Annotated in this window: 16 protein-coding genes; 8 read left to right on the top strand and 8 right to left on the bottom strand. The window is 67.5% G+C overall.

The window, feature by feature from the left end:
- Positions 1–45: 45 nt before the first annotated feature.
- From recF to dnaA, 3 genes are all read right to left on the bottom strand, one after another.
- A complete protein-coding gene (gene recF / locus ABD974_RS06570) occupies positions 46–1,146 on the bottom strand; it encodes a DNA replication/repair protein RecF (RefSeq protein ID WP_345302506.1) in 1,101 nt (366 codons plus the stop codon).
- 115 nt (positions 1,147–1,261) lie between these two features.
- Positions 1,262–2,362 carry a DNA polymerase III subunit beta gene (gene dnaN / locus ABD974_RS06575; protein ID WP_345302507.1) on the bottom strand — a complete coding sequence of 367 codons (1,101 nt, stop codon included), beginning with the start codon at positions 2,360–2,362 and terminating at the stop codon, positions 1,262–1,264.
- A gap of 278 nt (positions 2,363–2,640) precedes the next feature.
- The gene (gene dnaA, locus ABD974_RS06580) at positions 2,641–3,978 is read right to left on the bottom strand and encodes a chromosomal replication initiator protein DnaA (protein ID WP_345302508.1); all 1,338 of its coding nucleotides are present in this window, start codon (positions 3,976–3,978) and stop codon (positions 2,641–2,643) included.
- A 289-nt stretch (positions 3,979–4,267) separates the two neighbouring features.
- On the opposite strand from dnaA, the gene rpmH reads away from it, so the two are divergent.
- The 5 genes from rpmH (at position 4,268) to ABD974_RS06605 (ending at position 9,411) form a co-directional block, all read left to right on the top strand.
- Positions 4,268–4,408 carry a 50S ribosomal protein L34 gene (rpmH, locus tag ABD974_RS06585; protein ID WP_041043460.1) on the top strand — a complete coding sequence of 47 codons (141 nt, stop codon included), beginning with the start codon at positions 4,268–4,270 and terminating at the stop codon, positions 4,406–4,408.
- Positions 4,409–4,488: 80 nt separating this feature from the next.
- Entirely contained in the window at positions 4,489–4,944 is a 456-nt protein-coding gene (gene rnpA, locus ABD974_RS06590; RefSeq protein WP_345302509.1) for a ribonuclease P protein component, read from the top strand.
- Entirely contained in the window at positions 4,941–6,641 is a 1,701-nt protein-coding gene (gene yidC, locus ABD974_RS06595; RefSeq protein WP_345302510.1) for a membrane protein insertase YidC, read from the top strand. The genes rnpA and yidC overlap by 4 nt, the downstream gene beginning before the upstream one ends.
- 277 nt (positions 6,642–6,918) lie before the next feature.
- Complete coding sequence (gene mnmE, locus ABD974_RS06600; protein ID WP_345302511.1) at positions 6,919–8,253, top strand: tRNA uridine-5-carboxymethylaminomethyl(34) synthesis GTPase MnmE; 1,335 nt, start codon at positions 6,919–6,921, stop codon at positions 8,251–8,253.
- 63 nt (positions 8,254–8,316) lie between these two features.
- On the top strand, positions 8,317–9,411 hold the full coding sequence (locus ABD974_RS06605) for an energy transducer TonB (RefSeq protein ID WP_345302512.1): 1,095 nt from the start codon (positions 8,317–8,319) through the stop codon (positions 9,409–9,411).
- A gap of 165 nt (positions 9,412–9,576) precedes the next feature.
- On the opposite strand, the gene ABD974_RS06610 is transcribed toward ABD974_RS06605, so the two are convergent.
- Complete coding sequence (locus ABD974_RS06610; RefSeq protein ID WP_345302513.1) at positions 9,577–9,786, bottom strand: hypothetical protein; 210 nt, start codon at positions 9,784–9,786, stop codon at positions 9,577–9,579.
- 516 nt (positions 9,787–10,302) lie between these two features.
- On the opposite strand from ABD974_RS06610, the gene aceK reads away from it, so the two are divergent.
- A complete protein-coding gene (gene aceK / locus ABD974_RS06615) occupies positions 10,303–12,024 on the top strand; it encodes a bifunctional isocitrate dehydrogenase kinase/phosphatase (protein WP_345302514.1) in 1,722 nt (573 codons plus the stop codon).
- 118 nt (positions 12,025–12,142) lie between these two features.
- Here the strand turns inward: aceK and ABD974_RS06620 are convergent, their stop codons facing one another.
- On the bottom strand, positions 12,143–12,358 hold the full coding sequence (locus tag ABD974_RS06620) for a hypothetical protein (RefSeq protein ID WP_345302515.1): 216 nt from the start codon (positions 12,356–12,358) through the stop codon (positions 12,143–12,145).
- A 247-nt stretch (positions 12,359–12,605) separates the two neighbouring features.
- Here ABD974_RS06620 and ABD974_RS06625 point away from each other — a divergent pair, with 247 nt between their 5' ends.
- Entirely contained in the window at positions 12,606–13,481 is an 876-nt protein-coding gene (locus tag ABD974_RS06625) for a class I SAM-dependent methyltransferase (RefSeq protein ID WP_345302516.1), read from the top strand.
- A gap of 83 nt (positions 13,482–13,564) precedes the next feature.
- Here the strand turns inward: ABD974_RS06625 and ABD974_RS06630 are convergent, their stop codons facing one another.
- A complete protein-coding gene (locus ABD974_RS06630) occupies positions 13,565–14,116 on the bottom strand; it encodes a DUF1003 domain-containing protein (protein ID WP_345302517.1) in 552 nt (183 codons plus the stop codon).
- A gap of 66 nt (positions 14,117–14,182) precedes the next feature.
- Between ABD974_RS06630 and ABD974_RS06635 the strand changes: the two genes are divergently transcribed.
- Positions 14,183–14,734, top strand: a complete 552-nt coding sequence (locus ABD974_RS06635; RefSeq protein ID WP_345302518.1) for a pseudouridine synthase — start codon at positions 14,183–14,185, stop codon at positions 14,732–14,734.
- A gap of 38 nt (positions 14,735–14,772) precedes the next feature.
- On the opposite strand, the gene ABD974_RS06640 is transcribed toward ABD974_RS06635, so the two are convergent.
- Both ABD974_RS06640 and hrpB read right to left on the bottom strand, forming a co-directional pair.
- Complete coding sequence (locus tag ABD974_RS06640) at positions 14,773–15,153, bottom strand: hypothetical protein (protein ID WP_345302519.1); 381 nt, start codon at positions 15,151–15,153, stop codon at positions 14,773–14,775.
- A 215-nt stretch (positions 15,154–15,368) separates the two neighbouring features.
- Positions 15,369–17,894 (bottom strand): ATP-dependent helicase HrpB, encoded by a 2,526-nt coding sequence (gene hrpB, locus ABD974_RS06645; RefSeq protein ID WP_345302520.1) that lies wholly within the window; start codon positions 17,892–17,894, stop codon positions 15,369–15,371.
- Positions 17,895–17,983: the final 89 nt, after the last annotated feature.

A 17,983-nucleotide genomic window follows, 5' to 3' on the forward strand; every position in this document is an offset into this window, starting at 1 on the left:
GTCCCCGATCCCGGTGCCAAGCGGGCTTGAGCCCGATGCGGCCCGTCAGTCCAGGGGTCTGAGCACGGATCCCGACCCGCGATGTTCCACGTGGAACAAGCGAACCGGAACATCCAGTGTCGACACACTGGGCGGCATCTCGGTCCCGGTGATGAAGACCTGCGCACCCGAGAGGATCAAACGCTCCAGGACGCGTCGTTGGTGGTTCCGGTCCAGCTCCGAGGCCAGATCGTCCAACGCCACCACCGGCCATTCGCCGCAGCCTTGGGCATGCCGCTCGGCCTGTGCCAGCAGCACCGAGAGCGCCGACAGCTTGGCTTGTCCGCGGGAAAGGGTTTCCCGGCCCGGCAATGCGGCGTAATCGATCCGCCAGTCCGCGCGATGCGGACCGATCGACGTGAAACCATTGGCCAGATCACGGTCGCGAGCAATCACGAGGGCATCCGCCAGCGACAACTGGTCTCGGGACCACCCGGGCTGGAAATGCAGCGACGCGTGACCCAACCCGGGCGCAAGGTCCGTGCTCGTCGCCTGCAACAGCGGTTCGAGGGCATCCAGATACGCCTGACGGTACCGGGTCAGAGGCTCGCCAGCATCCGCCAACTCATGGTCCCATGCATCCAGCTGTCGGTCGCGCACCTTGGCCTTGAGCAGGGCATTGCGTTGTTTCAGCGCCCGCGCATAGCGGCGCCACAACGGCAGAAAATCTGGTTCCACGTGGAACAAACCCCAATCCACGAGCCTGCGCCGCGGCTCGCCGCCGCCGGTCACCAGAGCATGACTGCCGGGCTCGAACGTCACCACGGCCAACGCCGCACACAACTCTCCCAACTGGCTGACGGACGCGCCGTCGAGCCGCCCTTCCCAGCGCTGGCCGGCGTGGCGCAATCCGGCACGGCGGGTCCGGCCGTCGTTCTCTTCCCGCCATTCCGCGAAGACTTCGACCGCATCCGCCCCGGTGCGAATCAGACCGTCGCGGACCCGGCCGCGGAAACTGCGGCCGTAGGCGAGCAGATGCAGCGCTTCCAGCAGACTGGTCTTGCCCGCGCCGTTGTCGCCGGTGACGAGATTGATACCCGGCGCCGGGAGCAACTCCACGGCCGCCAAACGGCGGACATTCGCCACCTGCAGACGCGTCACCCGCATGGATGACTCCAGTCTGCACCTCGGCTCAAACGAATTCGCCCGGGAAAGCCCGGGCGAATCGTATGCGTCTCATTATGTTCCACGTGGAACCCATCCTCCATCACGGGGAGCCCGTTCAGAGGCGCAGCGGCATCACCACGTGACGGCACTTCTCGCTGCTGGCCTCACGGACGAGCGCCGAGGAGTTGGCGTCGCGCAACTGCAGCACGACATGCTCGTCGCGCAGCGCGGACAGGGCGTCGAGCAGGTAGTTCACGTTGAAACCGATGACCAGACTGTCGACCCTGGTGTCGGCCTCGATTTCTTCCTGCGCTTCTTCCTGCTCCGGATTGTGGGCGTTGATCTTGAGCTGGCCGGGCGACACTTCGATACGCACGCCGCGGTACTTCTCGTTCGAGAGGATCGCCGCGCGCTGCAGGGAAGCGCGAAACGCCTCGCGATCGATCCGGACCTCGCGATCGGCGCCGATCGGAATCACCGCTTCGTAATCCGGGAAACGACCGTCGATCAGCTTGCTGGTGAAGGTGACGTCGTCGCGCTTCACGCGGATATGGCTGCGACCCATCTCGAGTTCGAGTTCGCGGTCGCCGCCTTCCAGCAGGCGTTGCAATTCCAGCACGCCCTTGCGCGGCACGATGATCTGGCGCTTGGTCTGTACCGCTTCGTCCAGGACCGCTTCGCACAGCGCCAGTCGGTGCCCGTCGGTGGCCACACAGCGCAGCGCCTTGTCGCGCAGATCGAACAGCAGGCCGTTCAGGTAATAACGAACGTCCTGCTGCGCCATCGCGAACGCGGTGCGTTCGATCAGTTCCTTGAGCCCCGCTTCGCCGACCTTGACCCGCTCGGTCGCATCCACTTCGTCCAGCGCCGGAAAATCGTTGGCCGGCAGGCTGGCGAGCGTGAAGCGACTGCGTCCGGCCGAGACCGTGATCTTGTCGCCCGACTGGCTGACGGTGACCTTGCTGCCGTCCGGGAGAGCACGCACGATCTCGAACAACTTGCGCGCGGGGATGGTCGTCTCGCCGGCTTCGGCGTCGTCGATCTTCGTGCGCGCGACCATCTCGACTTCGAGATCGGTGCCGGTCAGGGAGAGCAGATCGCCTTCGACCCGGGCCAGGAGATTGGCCAAGACCGGAAGGGTCTGCCGGCGCTCGACCACGTTGACGACCTGGGCCAGCGGCTTCAAGAGCACTTCGCGTTGCAGACTGAAACGCATGTGAGTGGATTCCCCTCGTTCGACCGACGTGCCGGCCAAGCTTCAAATAGATGGAAAATCTTAAAAGATGGTGGTGATGGTGTCGCCGAAAGCCGGGGGTAACGCATCCAGGCTCTTGAATTCAATAACAATTCCGAACTTGCGAAGGTCTGTACAACCGTCCGGAGACGGTGGGGACACCCTGTGGACAACTTTGGATGCGGTTTTGCGCCTCGCACTTATCCACAGATTGTCTCCAGCCTGTTCTCATTCTCTGAGACGCGGCTGTGCACAACCCTTCATTCGCTGAGCTTGCGGATCAATTTGTCCCAGTCCTCGCGCAGCTTGCCGTCGCTCTCGCTGAGCGTCCGGATCTGGCGGCACGCGTGCAGGACCGTGGTGTGGTCGCGCCCCGCGAACGCATCGCCGATCTCCGGCAGGCTGTGCTCGGTCAGTTCCTTCGCCAAGGCCATCGCCACCTGCCGCGGGCGAGCCAGCGAGCGGGTCCGGCGCTTGGACAACAGATCCTTGATCTGCAAGCCGTAGTAGTCTGCCACGGCCTTCTGGATATTGGCGATGCCGATGGCCTGCTGCTGCGCGCGCAGCAGGTCGCGCAGCGTTTCCTGCGCGAATTCCGGGGTGATCGCGCGCCCGGTGAAGTTCGCCCGCGCCGACAGCGTGTTGAGCGCGCCTTCGAGGTCACGCACGTTGCTGCGCATTTTCTTGGCGAGCAGGAAAGCGACATCCTCGGGAAGGTTCACCCCGCGTTCGCGCGCCTTCGACAGCACGATCTGGGCCCGGGTCTCGAAGTCCGGCGGCTCGATCGCCACCGACAGCCCCCAGGCGAGACGCGACTTCAACCGCGGCTCCAACCCTTCCACCTCGCGCGGATAGCGGTCGCAGGTCAGGATGATCTGCTGGCGCCCGTCGAACAGCGCGTTGAAGGTGTGGAAGAACTCTTCCTGGGTGCGGTCCTTGCCGGCGAAGAACTGGATATCGTCGATCAGCAGCGCATCGACCTGCTGGAACTGGCGCTTGAACGCATCCATCGTCTTGTCCTGCAGCGCCTTCATCATCGCGCTGAAGAACTGCTCGCTGCGCAGATACATCACCCGCATGCCTGGATTCTGCCGGCGCATTTCGTTGCCGGCGGCGAACATCAGATGGGTCTTGCCCAGCCCCGTACCGCCGTACAACAGCAGCGGATTGTGGGCGCGGTCGCCGGGTTTCTGCGCCGCCTGCCACGCAGCAGCGCGGCCCAACTGGTTGCTGCGACCCTCGACGAAGTTGTCGAAGGTGTAGTGATTGTCCAGATTGCCGCCGTAACCCTCGGCGGAGGCAGGCCCGTTGGCGCGCGCGGTCGCCAGCGCCTGAGTCGGCGTGGGCGGCGCAGCGGCCGGGCGCACCGCTGATCCAATTTCCAGCGAGACCGTCCCGTTGCCGGCATAGTGATCCAGCAGCTCGCTGATCCGCGGCAGGTATTTCGCCTGCACGGCGTCGCGCACGAACGCGTTCGGGGCGTACAGCACCATGCCGTCGTCGCGCAGGCGCGCCTGCAGCGGCTTCAACCAGGTCTGCACCTCCTCCACCGGCAGTTCGGCTTCGAGACGTTCGAGACAGCGGGGCCAGGCATCCATCGGTATTCGGGAACTTGCAGAGACGGCGGGAGCGCACCGGGCCATGCCGTGGGCCGTCGGGCCGGCGCGGCGGCCGGGCCCGGACGCCTGACGGAGCGGGGCGGTGGGAGTCGGCCAGACTACCACCCTGCTGGCCCCCCCGCATCCGTCGCGCTTCGCCGGGTCCGCGGCCATTTGACCCGCCCCGGGCCGCGCCTGCATAATTGCCGGTTCTTGCGGTTTCGCAGTCGCGCCTGGCGCGATCCAGTCGACCCCGCGTCACGCCACACGACATGCAACGAGCCCGATCATGGCCACCAAGCGCACCTACCAGCCCAGCAACCTCAAGCGCAAGCGCGACCACGGTTTCCGTGCCCGCATGAAGACCGCCGACGGCCGCAAGGTCCTCGCGCGTCGTCGCGCCAAGGGCCGCAAGCGCCTCACTGCCTGACGGCTACGGCCATGGCTGCGCCCTGCCGCAGCCTGTCCGACGCTTCCGGCCCCGGCGTGCGTATTTAAGGCACGCCGTTCATGGCCACCGGTCGCCCTGCCGCCGTTTCCGCCCGATACCCGCGCACCGCGCGGGTACGCGCGCGTCCGGAATTCGACGCCGTCTTCGCCAGCGGACGCCGTGCCGCCAATCCGACTTTGGCTCTGCATTACCTCGCCGATGATCGCCCTGCGCGCCTCGGACTCGCGGTATCGCGCAAGGTCGACCGCCGCGCCGTGGTTCGCAATCGGATCAAACGCGTCCTCCGCGATCACTTCCGCCGCAGTCGCGCCGAACTCCCCGGCGGCGCCTACGTCATCGTCGCCCGTGCGCCCGCCGCGCGCGCCAGCGGACCCGAACTCGCCAGTGCCTTCCGGCATGCCTTGCGCAGGCTCGCGTTGCCCCCATCCATCGCGAACGGCACAATGCCGCCCGCCTCCCCTCCTCCTTCCCCAGCGCCGCATTCCGATGGCGCGACGAGTCCCGCCGCCCCATGAATCAACTGCGCACCTTTCTGATCTTCGCCTGGGTTCTCGTGGCGATCATCCTGTGGATGGAATGGAACAAAGAACAGCGCCAACCGGCGCAGGTGGCCGCGACCCAGGTCACCACGCCGACCACCCAGCCGCAGGGCCTGCCGGCGCCGACGCTCGCGGGTGCCGTGCCGACGGTATCCGCACCGGCCGTGCAGGGGCAGCCGACGATGGCGGCGACCCCGGCTCCGGAAGCCGCGGCGCCGACCTTCACGCTCACCAATGACGTGCTGCGCATCGTTCTCGACGGCGGCAACGTGCGCCGCGCGGAGCTGTTGAAATACCGCACCAGCCGCGCGCCCGATGCGCCGCAGGTGCGTCTGTTCGACGACACGCCGAAGAATTTCTACATCGCGCAGAGCGGCTGGACCAGCGACCAGGGCGCACCCGGCCACAACGGCGGCTTCGTGGCCGAACAGTCGGCCACCGATCTCCGTCTGGCCGACGGCGCCAAGGACGTCAGCGCGCGCTTCGTATGGACCGGTGCGGACGGCGTGACCATCCGCCGTACCTACACCCTCGCGCGCGGCGAATATGCGCTGAAGGTGCGCGACGAGATCGTCAATCGCGGCGCCAAGCCGTGGACCGGCTATGTCTATCGCCAGCTCACGCGCCTGCCGCACGATTTCAAGCGCAGCATGTTCAACCCGGAGACGTTCGCGTTCAGCGGTGCCGCCTGGTACACGCCGGCGGAAAAATACGAGAAGCGCGGCTACGACGCGTTCCTCGACGACGAACAGCTCGAACAGATCGACGCGAAGAACGTCCAGGGCGGCTGGATCGCGCTGCTGCAGCACTATTTCTTCGCCGCCTGGATTCCGCAGACCGATCAGAAGGCGAATTACGAGCTGGCGCAGGGCGCCGACATGTACGGCATCAACGCGACCGGTCCGCAGTTCACCGTGGCCCCGGGCACCCAGACCAGCACCGAAGCCAAACTCTGGATGGGCCCGAAACTGCAGGACAAGCTGGCCGCACAGGCGCCGGGTTTCGACCTCACGCTCGATTACGGCATCTTCACGTTCCTCGCCAAGCCGATCCACTGGCTGCTGGCGCAGTTGCACAAGCTGACGCACAACTGGGGCTTCGCGATCATCCTGCTGGTGCTGCTGATCAAGCTCGCGCTGTATCCGCTGTCCGCCGCGCAGTACAAATCGATGGCGAAGATGCGCAAATTCCAGCCGCGCATTCAGCAGCTCAAGGAACGCTACGGCGACGACAAGCAGAAATTCCAGATGGCCATGCTGGAGCTGTACAAGAAAGAGAAGATCAATCCGGCGGGCGGGTGTCTGCCGATCCTGATCCAGATGCCGGTGTTCCTCGCGCTGTACTGGGTGCTGATCGAATCGGTGGAACTGCGTCAGGCGCCGTGGATGCTGTGGATCCAGGACCTGACCGCGCGCGACCCGTTCTTCATCCTGCCGGTGATCAACGCCGCGGTGATGTGGTTCACCCAGAAGATGACGCCGATGGTCGGCGTGGATCCGATCCAGCAGCGCATGTTCCAGATGATGCCGATCATCTTCGGCGTGATGTTCGCGTTCTTCCCTGCCGGACTGGTGCTGTACTGGGTCACCAACGGCACCCTCGGCATGCTGCAGCAGTGGTGGATGATGCGGCTGTACGGCGACAAGTCCACGCAGACCGTCGCCAAGTCCTGACCCGGGATCCGTACGACCCGATGACGAAGCCCGCCGAAAGGCGGGCTTTGTCTTTGTCGGAGCGAAGGAGTAAAGCGATGCAAGGCATCGCGTCTGCGCCGGATGCGGCGCAGACGCGCGATCGAACCTGAGATCGAAAATGTCGGGGAATCGGGACACGCGGATGCGGAACATGGGAGGCCCGAACGAACAGGCGGTCGGCCATGCGCCATCGCTTCACCGACTCCCCCAATCCCTGCGATCCTAAAGGCTGGCGTTTCCACCCGAGGTCGACCGAATGCACAGTCAGGACACCATCGCCGCCATCGCCACCGCTGCCGGAGCCGGCGGCGTTGGCGTCGTGCGCGTGTCCGGTGCGCGAGCACTCGAGATCGCGGAAATGCTCTGCGGCAGACCATTGAAGCCGCGTTTCGCGCACTACGCCCGGTTTCACGACGCGCATGGCGAGACGCTGGACGATGGCATCGCCCTGTATTTCCGCGCACCCGCGAGTTACACCGGCGAGGATGTGGTGGAACTGCAGGCCCACGGCAGCCCGGCGGTGCTGCGCGCATTGCTCGATCGCTGCTGTGCGCTGGGCGCGCGGATGGCGCGACCGGGCGAATTCAGCGAACGCGCCTTCCTCAACGGCAAGCTCGATCTCGCACAGGCGGAGGCGGTGGCCGATCTGATCGCGGCCGGCGATGCGCGCGCGGCGCGCGCGGCGCGGCGGTCGCTGGACGGGGTGTTCTCGCGACGCGTGGATGCGCTCGCAGATGCGCTGCTCGGGCTGCGGGTGCATGTCGAAACGGCGATCGATTTCGTCGACGAACCGCTCGACACGCTCGGCGGCGCGCAGCTGCGCGCCGGGCTTGCGCAGGCGGCGGTGGATCTCGATGCGCTGTTGGTGGAGGCCGAACGCGGGCAGAAGCTGCGCGATGGTCTGCATGCGGTGATCGTCGGTCCGCCCAATGCCGGCAAGAGTTCGCTGCTGAATGCCTTGGCCGGCAGCGAACGCGCCATCGTCAGCGACATCGCCGGCACCACCCGCGACCTGCTGCGCGAAACCGTGCGCGTCGATGGCGTGGAGCTGACGCTCGTCGACACCGCCGGCCTGCGGACCGGGGGCGATGCGATCGAACGTGAAGGCATGCGCCGTGCCGAGACGGAATTGACCCGCGCCGATCTGGCCATCGTGGTCCTCGACGCGCGCGATGTCGCGGCGGGACGGGACGCGGTCGCAGCGGCCATCGCCGGGGTACCGCAGCGGCTGTGGGTGATGAACAAGGCGGACCTGCTGCCCGGCCCGCCGACGGACACCGCCGATGCGGTCTGGGTCTCGGCCCGGACCGGCGCCGGTCTGGATGCGTTGCACGACCGCCTGCGCGCGTTGGCGGGTCTTGAGGCCGAAGGCAGCGAAGGCGCGTTCAGCGCGCGTGGGCGTCAAGTGGACGCCTTGCGCCGTGCGCGTCATGAATTGGCCGCTGCGCGGCAACAGCTGGAAGGGGATATGCTGGACCTGGCCGCCGAAGCGTTGCGCGCCGCCCACGACAGCCTGGGGGAAATCACGGGCAGGGTGGCTCCGGACGACTTACTCGGTCACATTTTTTCGCGTTTCTGTATCGGAAAGTAGACAACGAAGCCGCCCGGGGGATGCGGGCGTGCGCGACAGGGGGTGCGCTGGCACAGGATGTGCTTGCAAACCAAGACCAGCCTGCAGGAAACCAACGTGATGTCCGCCGCCCAAGACACCGCCCAATCACTGAATCCCCCGTTCCGGAACGCTCTGCGTACCGCCGCGTTGTCCGCCGCGCTGGTTCTGGCCATCGCGGCCTGCGGCGGCGACAAGCCGGCCACCGATGATGCCGCCGCCGCGCCCGAGGCCGCCGCACAGACCACGCAGGCGCCCGCACAGGCCGTTTCGGCCCAGGTCGCCGCCATGAGCGTGGACCAGCTGCGCGAGGCGGCGCGTGCCGCCCAGGCCGAGCAGCGCATGTATGCCCCATCCGGCAACAACGCGATGGAGTATTACCTCGCCCTGCGCGACAAACAGCCGAACGACGCTGCGGTCGCCAGCGCGCTGACCGATCTGATGCCTTATGCGCTGATCGCTGCCGAGCAGAGCATCGCGCGCGACGATTTCGCCGAAGCCCAGCGCCTGTACGCGCTGATGGAAAAAACCGACAAGGCCGCACCGGCGTTGCCGCGCCTGAAGCAGTCGCTCACCGATGCCCAGGCGACCTTCGCCCAGCGTCAGCAGCAGCAGGAAGTGGACGCCGAAGCCGAGAAGGCGCGTCTGGCCAAGCTGGAGGAGGACCGCAAGAAGGCCCAGGAAGAAACCCAGCGCCAGGCCGCGGAGCGTCTTGCCCAACAGCAGCAACAACAGCAGGCCGCCGCCGCTCAGGCGCAGCGCGAAGCTGCCGACCGCGAAGCCGCGCAGCGTGCTGCTGCCCAGCGTGAAGCGGCCCAGCGCGAAGCTGCGGAACGCGAAGCCGCGCAGCGCGCCGCCGCCGCACAACCGGCTGCCGCCAGCGCCAACGACCTGCGCGCGATCAGCACGCCGCCGCCGCGTTATCCGCCGGAAGCGCTGCGCGCGGGAACGTCGGGCGAAGTCCTGGTCGAGTTCACCGTCGCCACCGACGGTTCGGTCAGCAGCGCCCGTGTCGTGCGCGGCAATCCGCCGCGCGTGTTCGATCGCGAAGCGGTCGCCGCGGTCAAGCGCTGGCGTTATCAACCGGTGGCTTCGCCGGTCACCACGCGCCGCACCATCGGCTTCAAACCGGGTGGCTGAAAACCCGCGTTCGCGAATCGGCCTATCGCCGATTCGCGCGGGTTTTCAGGCCCGGACAAGGATGTCCGGGCGGGAGCCTCGGTTCCCGCACCGCATCGCCACGGACGGCATCACGAGCTCACGAAAAACCCGGCGAAAGCCGGGTTTTTCTTTGGGGCGAAACCTTCACGCGGCGCGGTCCACGCGCACCGGTGTTTCAATCGCGGGGGTGAAGTCCTGCGCATCCGTGCGCAGCAGTCCGTCCGACAACCGCGGCAGATCGGCGTGCGTCGGATACCGCGATACGCGACGGCCGTAGCGCAGCGCGCGAACGCCGTACTCGCGCCGGGTTCGGGGCGGATGAAGGAAGATCATTTCGGTCTTGAACAATTGCATGGGTCTCTCCTTGGACACGGTGCGGGGGAATGTGCGTTGATCAACGCGGGTTGTGATCGACGTGCGGGGCTCGCGGCATGCGGCACGCACGCGACAAACCGTGGCCGGTCGCGTTGCATGCGTCGGATGCCACCGCCTTGCGCGACGGCGGTACGGGGAACGCCGATGCGCCTGCGGCGCGAATCGGCGTGTCTGGGCGCGATGGACGGGGATTCGTCGGGGTGCCCGGCGGCACATCCTTGTGCCCGGAAACGTCTTTCCCGCCCGCGCCTCTGCGGCTGCGTCGCGGCGTTTCCTGTTCCTGGCGCATCCCTGCGAACCGGACGATCAGTGTCTCCCGAGCCTGTCTCGCGGACTGCGACGGCGTCGCCGTGCAGTGCATCCGGGCCGGGAGATCGTCGCCTCGAAAACCCTTGTTTTATTGGGGTTTTCGTATCTCCGTCATGGGAGAAATGATAGGGTTTCGAGGTCTCACGGACTGCGATTGCACGGCCCGCGTTGACGTACACTGCGGTCATGTCGCCGCCGCCCGCCGCTCCGGTTTCCGACACCGCGCAACGCGCGGCGACGCTGATCGCCGGCGGTTTCGATGACTACAACGCGCGCTTCTCCGACATCACCCGCCGTGCGCGCCGGCGTTTCGAGCGTCGCGACTGGAAGCATGCCCAGACCGACGCCACCGCCCGGATCGATCTGTACGAACAATGCGTGCGCGAAACCCTGTCGGGGCTGGAAGCGCTGCTGGAGGAGCGCGTGCGTTCGCGCCCGCTGTGGCGCGCGATCCTGCCGGCGTATGCCGCGCGCATCGCGACGCGTCCGGACCGTGAGCTGTACAAGACCTTCTACAACTCGCTGGTCCGCCGGTTCTTCCAGATCGATGGCGTGGCCCCCGACGTCGAATTCCTGGCGCTGGAGATCGTGCCGACCGGCGATCCCGCCTGCCCCGGAGAATTGCGCCACCACGCGTTCGGCGAGGAGGCGGTCGAGGTGTGGTGCGCGATCTTCCGCGCGCTCGCCTACGGCAACGGCTGGGCCGATCTGGAAGCCAGCGCCGGCGCGGTGGCGGAAGCGTTGCGATCGCGCGGCGTGATCGGCGTCTCGATGCTGCGTACGCCGTTCTATCGCGAACGGCGCGCGTACCTGGTCGGACGCGCGCACGGCGCTTCGGGTGCGACCTACCCGGTCGTGGTCGCGCTGGTCAGCGATGTCGCCGGCGTGCGCGCCGATGCGGTGATCGTCGACGATCAGCAGATCTCGATCCTGTTCGGCTTCTCGCGCAGTCATTTCCACGCGGATCTCGCGCGGGTCGGCGATGTCGTCGCTTTCCTGCATCAGCTGCTGCCGCGCAAACCGCTGGACGAACTGTTCACCGTGGTCGGCCGGATCAAGCAGGGCAAGACCGAGCGTTATCGCCAGGTGTTCCGCCATCTCGCTGAGCATCCCGACGAAGAACTGGTGCTGGCCGACGGTGAGCGCGGAATGGTAATGGCGGTGTTCACGCCGCGCGGGTATCCGGTGGTGTTCAAACTGATCCGCGACCGCTTCGCCTATCCCAAGGACATGGTGCGCGCCGAAGTCGAGGAGAAATACCGGCTGGTGTTCCGTCGCGATCGCATCGGCCGACTGGTCGATGCGCAGGAGTTCCTGCGCCTGCGGTTTCCGAAACGCCAGTTCGCCCCTGCGGCATTGCAGGAGCTGTTGAGCGAATGCGCGCAGACCGTGCAGCTCGACGGCGATGAAGTGCTGATCCGCCATTGCTACGTGGAACGACGGGTGCGGCCGCTGAATCTGTACGTGCGCGAGGCTGCTGCGCCTGCCGCCGAACGCGCGGTGCTCGACTACGGCCAGGCGATCAAGGATCTCGCGCGCAGCAACATTTTTCCGGGCGACCTGCTGCTGAAGAATTTCGGCGTGAGCCGCCATGGTCGGGTGCTGTTCTACGACTACGACGAGCTGTGTCTGGTCGAGGAATGCCGGTTCCGCGCGGTGCCGGCCATGCGCGAAGAGGACGAGACGCGGCCGTTGGACGAATGGTTGTACGCCGGCGCCGACGACGTGTTTCCGGAATTGTTCCCGCAGTTCCTGGGGATCGCCCCCGCGCTGCGCGCGCGGTTGCGCGCGGTGCATGGCGAGATCTTCGATCCGGCCTGGTGGCGGGATGTGCAGGGCCGGCTGGCTGCGGGCGAGCACTTCGATGTGCCGCCGTATCCGGACGCCGTGCGGTTGCCGTTCTGCTGAAAACACGAATCGCAGGATGGCGATTCTCAAAAAGATCAACCCGGCGTGCGGCGGATCTCAAAAAAGTGAACCCGCCATGCGGCGGATCTCAGAAAAATGAACCCGCCAAACGGCGGGTTCAGGCGGCCAGCGATCCGATGTTGGCGAGGGCTTCGTGGTTGTCGGTCGGGGCCATCGCGGCGGGCGAGTCGCTGAGGTGCAGCTCGCGCGGCAGCGATGTGGGTTGATCGGTCTCCACCGGACGGCGGCCATAGGTGCGGCCGTAAGTGCGGGTGTAGAGCCGGGTGGCGAGCGGGCGCTCGCGGGTGGCGTAAAGCCAGGTGCAACGGAACATGGTCTGTCTTCCTGTGTGGGGTGAAAGGCGCGGTGCGCCTGCGATTCCTTCGATGCGTCGTGAGACCGGACATCTTTGGCATTGAAACGTTGCAGCTTCATGTTGCAACGCAGCATAGGCTGCCGATTTTTGATGCAGTGCACAATTCCGCGGCCGTCACCGCTGTCACCCGTATCGGAGGCCCACACTGGCGAGTGTCGGATGCATCGCGGAGAATCGCCGGCATTCCCCCAACCGGAACACCTCCATGCCCGCGATTTCCCGCCTCGCCGTTTCGCTGCTGCTTGCCCTGCCGTTGATGACGGGGTGCGCGACCGCGCAATCGAACGCTGCCGACAGGGCCGAACAGGCCACGGCATCGGCCTTCACGCTCGACGCGGCCATCGCCGGCGCCTGGCGCGATCCGAAAAACGCTGCGCGCGACGCGTACCGCCATCCGCGGGAGACCCTGCGCTTTTTCGAGGTCACGCCGGACGAGACCGTCGTCGAGATCACACCCGGCGGCGCCGGTTGGTACAGCGAGATTCTCGCCCCGTATCTGCGCGAGGACGGCGCCTACATCGCCGCGCTGGTCGATCCGGCGGCCGTGCCGGAAGGTCGCAGCCGCGACAACCAGCAGAAGACCATGGACACGCTGAAGGCGCGACTCGCGCAGCATCCGGCGCAGTTCGATCGCGCGCGCATCGCCGGTTTCGATCCGAAGCAGCCGGTGTTCGCGGCGCCGGGCACGGCGGACACCGTGCTGACTTTCCGCAACGTCCACAACTGGGTCGCCGGCGGCACCGTCGACGGCTATTTCGCCGCGTTCTACGCCGCGCTGAAGCCGGGCGGCACGCTGGGCGTGGTCGACCATCGCGCCAAACCGGGCACCGACCTCGAAACGATGAAGAAGTCGGGCTATCTCACCGAGGCGATGGTGATCGAGCTGGCCACGAAGGCCGGCTTCGAACTCGAAGCGCGCAGTGAGATCAACGCCAATCCGAAGGACACCGCCGATCATCCCAACGGCGTCTGGACGCTGCCCCCGACCAACCGCCACGACCCGGAAGAAGCGCAGAAGTATCAGGCCATCGGCGAAAGCGACCGGATGACGCTGCGGTTCCGCAAGCCAGCCCGGGACTGACGGGACGCGACGCGATTTCCCGGCCGCGCGCGCGGCCGGCGAAAACGGATGACCGCCGGGTTCGCTTCAACGTGACCCGGCACTCACCGCTGTCGCGCTTCGAGCAATTGCTGCAGCAGCACGATCTGTTCGCCCTGCGCGACGAGGATCTTCTCCAGTTGCTCCACCCGCAGCTGGTCGAGCTTGTCGTGCAGCGCCATGATTTCCAGCTCGGCCTTCAGGTTGACCTGATAGTCGTGTTCGGCCGCTTCGCGGTCGCGCTCCGCATGCCGGTTCTGGCTCATCATGATGACCGGCGCCTGCAGCGCCGCGAGCATCGACAGCAGCAGATTGAGGAAGATGAAGGGATAGGGATCGAACGGATGCGCGCGCAGCAGCCAGACGTTGGTCGTCACCCAGGCCGCAAGAAAGACCATGAACATCCCGATGAACGTCCATGAGCCGCCCAGTCGCGCGACCGCATCGGCCACGCGTTCGCCGAAGGTGCGATCGTCGTCGCCGGCGATCGCGGGCGCCCGCGTCGTGCGTTCCCGCCGATGCATCTGGGTCAGCACCGCGCGTTCGGCGGCGGTCGCATGTTCCCAGGCCTTGCCCAGCCAGCGGGTGGAGAGTCCGGTGAGTTCGTGGTTGCCCATGGCGGTGCTCGCGAAAAAGTGGCCTGGGCACAGGATAGGCTCGCCGCGCGATGGCGGTGGCCGGCGATGCTGATCGCGTTCAACAAGCCGTATGGCGTGCTCTGTCAGTTCACCGACCGCTCGCTGCCGCCGCGGCCGACGCTCGCGGGTTTCGGATTGCCGGCCGGCGTGTACCCGGCCGGGCGGCTCGATCACGACAGCGAAGGCCTGCTGCTGCTCACGGACGACGGCGGGCTGGCGCACCGCATCACCGATCCGCGGCACAAGCGCGCGAAAACCTACCGCGTGCAGGTGGAGGGCGATCCGCAGCCGGAACAGCTCGATGCGCTGCGTCGCGGCATCGTGCTCAACGACGGTCCCACCCGCCCCGCGCAGGTTCGTCGGATCGACATTGACGCCGAGATGCCGACGTTGTGGCCGCGCGACCCACCGGTGCGGGTGCGCAAGACCGTGCCGGACGCCTGGCTGGAGATCGCGATCCGCGAGGGCCGCAATCGCCAGGTGCGGCGGATGACCGCGGCCGTGGGCCTGCCGACGCTGCGGCTGGTGCGGGTGGCGATCGGCGATTGGACGCTGGACGATCTGGCGCCGGGCGCCTGGCGCCCGGTGCGGGATTGAAGCGAGAGGTTCGACGCTCCGGTTTCAGCGGCGCGGGATCACGCCTCGCCGCGCGCGGCCTTCGATGCCGTCGTCTTGCGCTGCGCGTGCTTGCGCACGGGCCGCACTTCCCTGCTCTTGTTCTCCGTGGCGACATCCGCCGTCGTGCCGTCGTGTGCGATTGCGGCATCGGATGTGTTCGCGCGTTTGCGGTACAGGCGATACGCCAGAACGCCGACGCCGAGCACGCCGATCGCGACGGCCGCCGCCGGATTCCGGCGCACCAGCGTGGTCGCGACCCTGGTTCCGCTGCGGGCGAGCGACAGCGCCGCGCCCGCGCTCAACCATTGCGGCAGGTGGGAAGACGCGGCGTCGAGGCCGTCGCGGGTGCGGTGGACCAGTGCGAGGCTGCGGTCGGAAAGGTGGTCGATCGTGTTCATGGCGATGGGACTCCTCGTATCGGTGCGTCGGTGCGGCGATGCCGCGGTGCGGTTGCATTCTGTCGCGGGATCGCAGGCGTCCGGATGCAGCGCGTTTCGCGTGTGCGTGACGATTCAGATTGGCGCCGAACGCGCGTTTTCACGGCGATTTTCGTGCGCAGTGCCCGTGTCCATCGTGTATTTCGCGCGATGTTCGCGGTCTCCCGTCGCGCGGATCACGTCCCGCGCGGCTTCGCCCGATGCGTCGCGGTCGCGCTCCACGGATCGTCCGGCCACGGATGCTTCGGATACCGTCCCTTCATTTCCTTCTTCACTTCCGGGTACGTGCGTTCCCAGAAGCTGCGCAGGTCGCGCGTGATCTGCAGCGGTTTGCCGCCGGGCGACAGCAGGTGCAGCACCACCGCGACGCGGCCATCGGCGACGTGCGGGGTATCGGCGAGGCCGAACAGCTCCTGCAGTTTCACCGCGAGCACCGGCGGCTGCGGCGCGTCGATCGCGGCGTCGTAGGCGTATTCGATCTTCCGCTCCATGCCCGATGGCACCACGATCCGGGTCGGTGCGAGCGCGTCGATGCGCTGGCGCAGCGACCAGTCGATGCCCGATTTCAGCGCATCGCCGAGATCGTCCTCGCTCAGCGCGTCGAGCCGGGTCTTGCCGGCGAAGGCGGGCTTCAGCCATGCGTCGAGCGAAGCGAGCAGCGCGTCGTCCGCCAGATCCGGCAGCGCGAGTTCGGGCATCCAGGCGCACAGGCAGCGCACCCGCGCGCGCCACTGCGTCAGCGACTCGCGCCACGGCAGCGCATCAAGCCCGAGCGTGCGCACCGCGTCGGTCAGCGCCTGCGCCGCCTGCGCGGGATCGACCCGGCCCGCGGGCCGCGCATCGAGCACGATGCCGTCGAAGCGCTGCACGCGTTCGGCGACCAGCGCGCGTCTGCCGTCGTCCCAGCGCACTTCGTCGCGATCGGAGAACCGCGTCGGGAAATCGCGGCGCAGCCGCACTTCGTCGACCGGCGCCGCGCGCAGCACTTTCGCGTCCTTCGCCTCGAAGCGCAGATCGCAGGCGACGATCCACGGCTCGCCGATCAGCGCGCTGTCGTCGAACAGCTGCGCCATGCGTCCGTTGGCCAGCGGATAGCGGCGAACATCGCTGCCGTGTCGATGGCCGATGCGGTCGGGAAACGCATGCGCGAGCAGGTCGCCCAGCGCATGTGCCGGCACGCTCGCCGGCGGTTTCGCGGTGCAGCGCAGACGACGTCGCCATTGCGCCGCTGCCGCGTCGATCGCCTGCAGCGACGACCGCGAAGCCTCGGCCGGTGTCCGCCCGCCGCGGAATGCGGCCAACGCCTGCCAGCGTGCGGCCAGCGCATCGCTGCGGCCGCTGCCCGGCGTTGCGCGCAGCGGATCGCGCGCTTCGAGCAATGCGGCGACATCGCAGGCCAGTGCGGTTTCGACGTCGTCGTCGGTCGACAGCAGCATCGCCGCCAAGCGTGGATGGGTGCCGATCGCGAGCATCCTGCGCCCGAGCGGCGTGATCGCGCGGCCGGCGTCCAGCGCGCCGAGCCGCTGCAGCAGATCGCGCGCGGCGCCCATCGCGCCGGTCGGCGGCGCATCGATGAAGCGCAGTGCGTCGCTGCCCCAGGCCGCGAGTTCCAGCGCCAGCGAGGCCAGCTCCACCTGCGCGATCTCCGGCCGCCGCTGCGGTTCCAGCCGTTGCGATTCCGGCCAGAGCCGGTAGGCCCAGCCTTCGGCGACGCGGCCGGCGCGACCCGCGCGCTGATCCGCGGAAGACTGCGCGATGCTCACCACGTCCAGCCGCGAAAAACCGCTGTTGGGGTCGTAGCGCGGCTCGCGCGCCAGACCGCTGTCGATCACCACGCGCACGCCCGGCAGAGTCACGCTGGATTCGGCGACGTTGGTCGCCAGCACCACGCGACGACGGCCATCCTCGGCCGGCTGCAGCACGCGCGACTGCTGTTCGACCGGGAGCTCGCCGTGCAGGGCGAGCACGTCGACGGCGGCAGCGGCGGCGAGATCGGCCAGCAACGCCTGCACCTTGCCGATCTCGCGCTGCCCCGGGAGAAACACCAGCACATCGCCGGGGTGCCCGGCGAGCGCGTGTTCGACCGCGCGCTTCACCTGATGCTCCAGCGCCTCGTCGCGACGCGCGGCGAAGTGCGCGATGCGTACCGGAAAACTGCGGCCGGCGCTGGACAGCCGCGGCGCGTCCAGCACCTTCGCCAGGCGGTCGCCGTCGAGCGTCGCCGACATCGCGACGATCCGCAGATCGTCGCGCAGACCGGCCTGCACATCGAGCGCCAGGGCCAGGCCGAGATCGCCGGCGAGATGGCGTTCGTGGCATTCGTCGAACAGCACGGCGCCGACGGTCTCCAGCATCGGATCGTCCTGCAGCATGCGGGTCAGGATGCCTTCGGTCACCACTTCGATCCGGGTCTTCGCCGAGATCCTGTTCTCGAAGCGGATGCGATAGCCGACGGTTTCGCCCACCGCCTCGCCGAGCTGTTTCGCCATGAACTGCGCGGCCGCGCGCGCCGCCACCCGGCGCGGTTCCAGCATCACGATCGTGCGGCGGTCCAGCCAGGGGGCATCCAGCAGCGCCAGCGGTACCTGGGTGGTCTTGCCGGCGCCCGGCGGCGCTTCCAGGACGAGGCGCGGGTGTTCGGCGAGCGAACGCCGGATGTCCGGCAGCAGGCTGGCGATGGGAAAGGCGTCGTGCGGGGTCATCCCGACAAGGCTAACAGCCGCGGCAAGCACCCGTTCCGGGTCGCACCCGGGTGCCGTCCGTCGGGCCGATACGGGCCGGTATGCGAATC

Source organism: Lysobacter hankyongensis, from assembly GCF_039543145.1.
Taxonomy (GTDB): domain Bacteria; phylum Pseudomonadota; class Gammaproteobacteria; order Xanthomonadales; family Xanthomonadaceae; genus Lysobacter_I; species Lysobacter_I hankyongensis.

What these genes read in the sequence shown, in the direction of transcription:
- recF (WP_345302506.1), bottom strand. Translation starts at nt 1,146, where the DNA reads ATGCGGGTGACGCGTCTGCAGGTGGCGAATGTCCGCCGTTTGGCGGCC.
- dnaN (WP_345302507.1), bottom strand. Translation starts at nt 2,362, where the DNA reads ATGCGTTTCAGTCTGCAACGCGAAGTGCTCTTGAAGCCGCTGGCCCAG.
- dnaA (WP_345302508.1), bottom strand. Translation starts at nt 3,978, where the DNA reads ATGGATGCCTGGCCCCGCTGTCTCGAACGTCTCGAAGCCGAACTGCCG.
- rpmH (WP_041043460.1), top strand. Translation starts at nt 4,268, where the DNA reads ATGGCCACCAAGCGCACCTACCAGCCCAGCAACCTCAAGCGCAAGCGC.
- rnpA (WP_345302509.1), top strand. Translation starts at nt 4,489, where the DNA reads ATGGCCACCGGTCGCCCTGCCGCCGTTTCCGCCCGATACCCGCGCACC.
- yidC (WP_345302510.1), top strand. Translation starts at nt 4,941, where the DNA reads ATGAATCAACTGCGCACCTTTCTGATCTTCGCCTGGGTTCTCGTGGCG.
- mnmE (WP_345302511.1), top strand. Translation starts at nt 6,919, where the DNA reads ATGCACAGTCAGGACACCATCGCCGCCATCGCCACCGCTGCCGGAGCC.
- ABD974_RS06610 (WP_345302513.1), bottom strand. Translation starts at nt 9,786, where the DNA reads ATGCAATTGTTCAAGACCGAAATGATCTTCCTTCATCCGCCCCGAACC.
- aceK (WP_345302514.1), top strand. Translation starts at nt 10,303, where the DNA reads ATGTCGCCGCCGCCCGCCGCTCCGGTTTCCGACACCGCGCAACGCGCG.
- ABD974_RS06620 (WP_345302515.1), bottom strand. Translation starts at nt 12,358, where the DNA reads ATGTTCCGTTGCACCTGGCTTTACGCCACCCGCGAGCGCCCGCTCGCC.
- ABD974_RS06625 (WP_345302516.1), top strand. Translation starts at nt 12,606, where the DNA reads ATGCCCGCGATTTCCCGCCTCGCCGTTTCGCTGCTGCTTGCCCTGCCG.
- ABD974_RS06630 (WP_345302517.1), bottom strand. Translation starts at nt 14,116, where the DNA reads ATGGGCAACCACGAACTCACCGGACTCTCCACCCGCTGGCTGGGCAAG.
- ABD974_RS06635 (WP_345302518.1), top strand. Translation starts at nt 14,183, where the DNA reads ATGCTGATCGCGTTCAACAAGCCGTATGGCGTGCTCTGTCAGTTCACC.
- ABD974_RS06640 (WP_345302519.1), bottom strand. Translation starts at nt 15,153, where the DNA reads ATGAACACGATCGACCACCTTTCCGACCGCAGCCTCGCACTGGTCCAC.
- hrpB (WP_345302520.1), bottom strand. Translation starts at nt 17,894, where the DNA reads ATGACCCCGCACGACGCCTTTCCCATCGCCAGCCTGCTGCCGGACATC.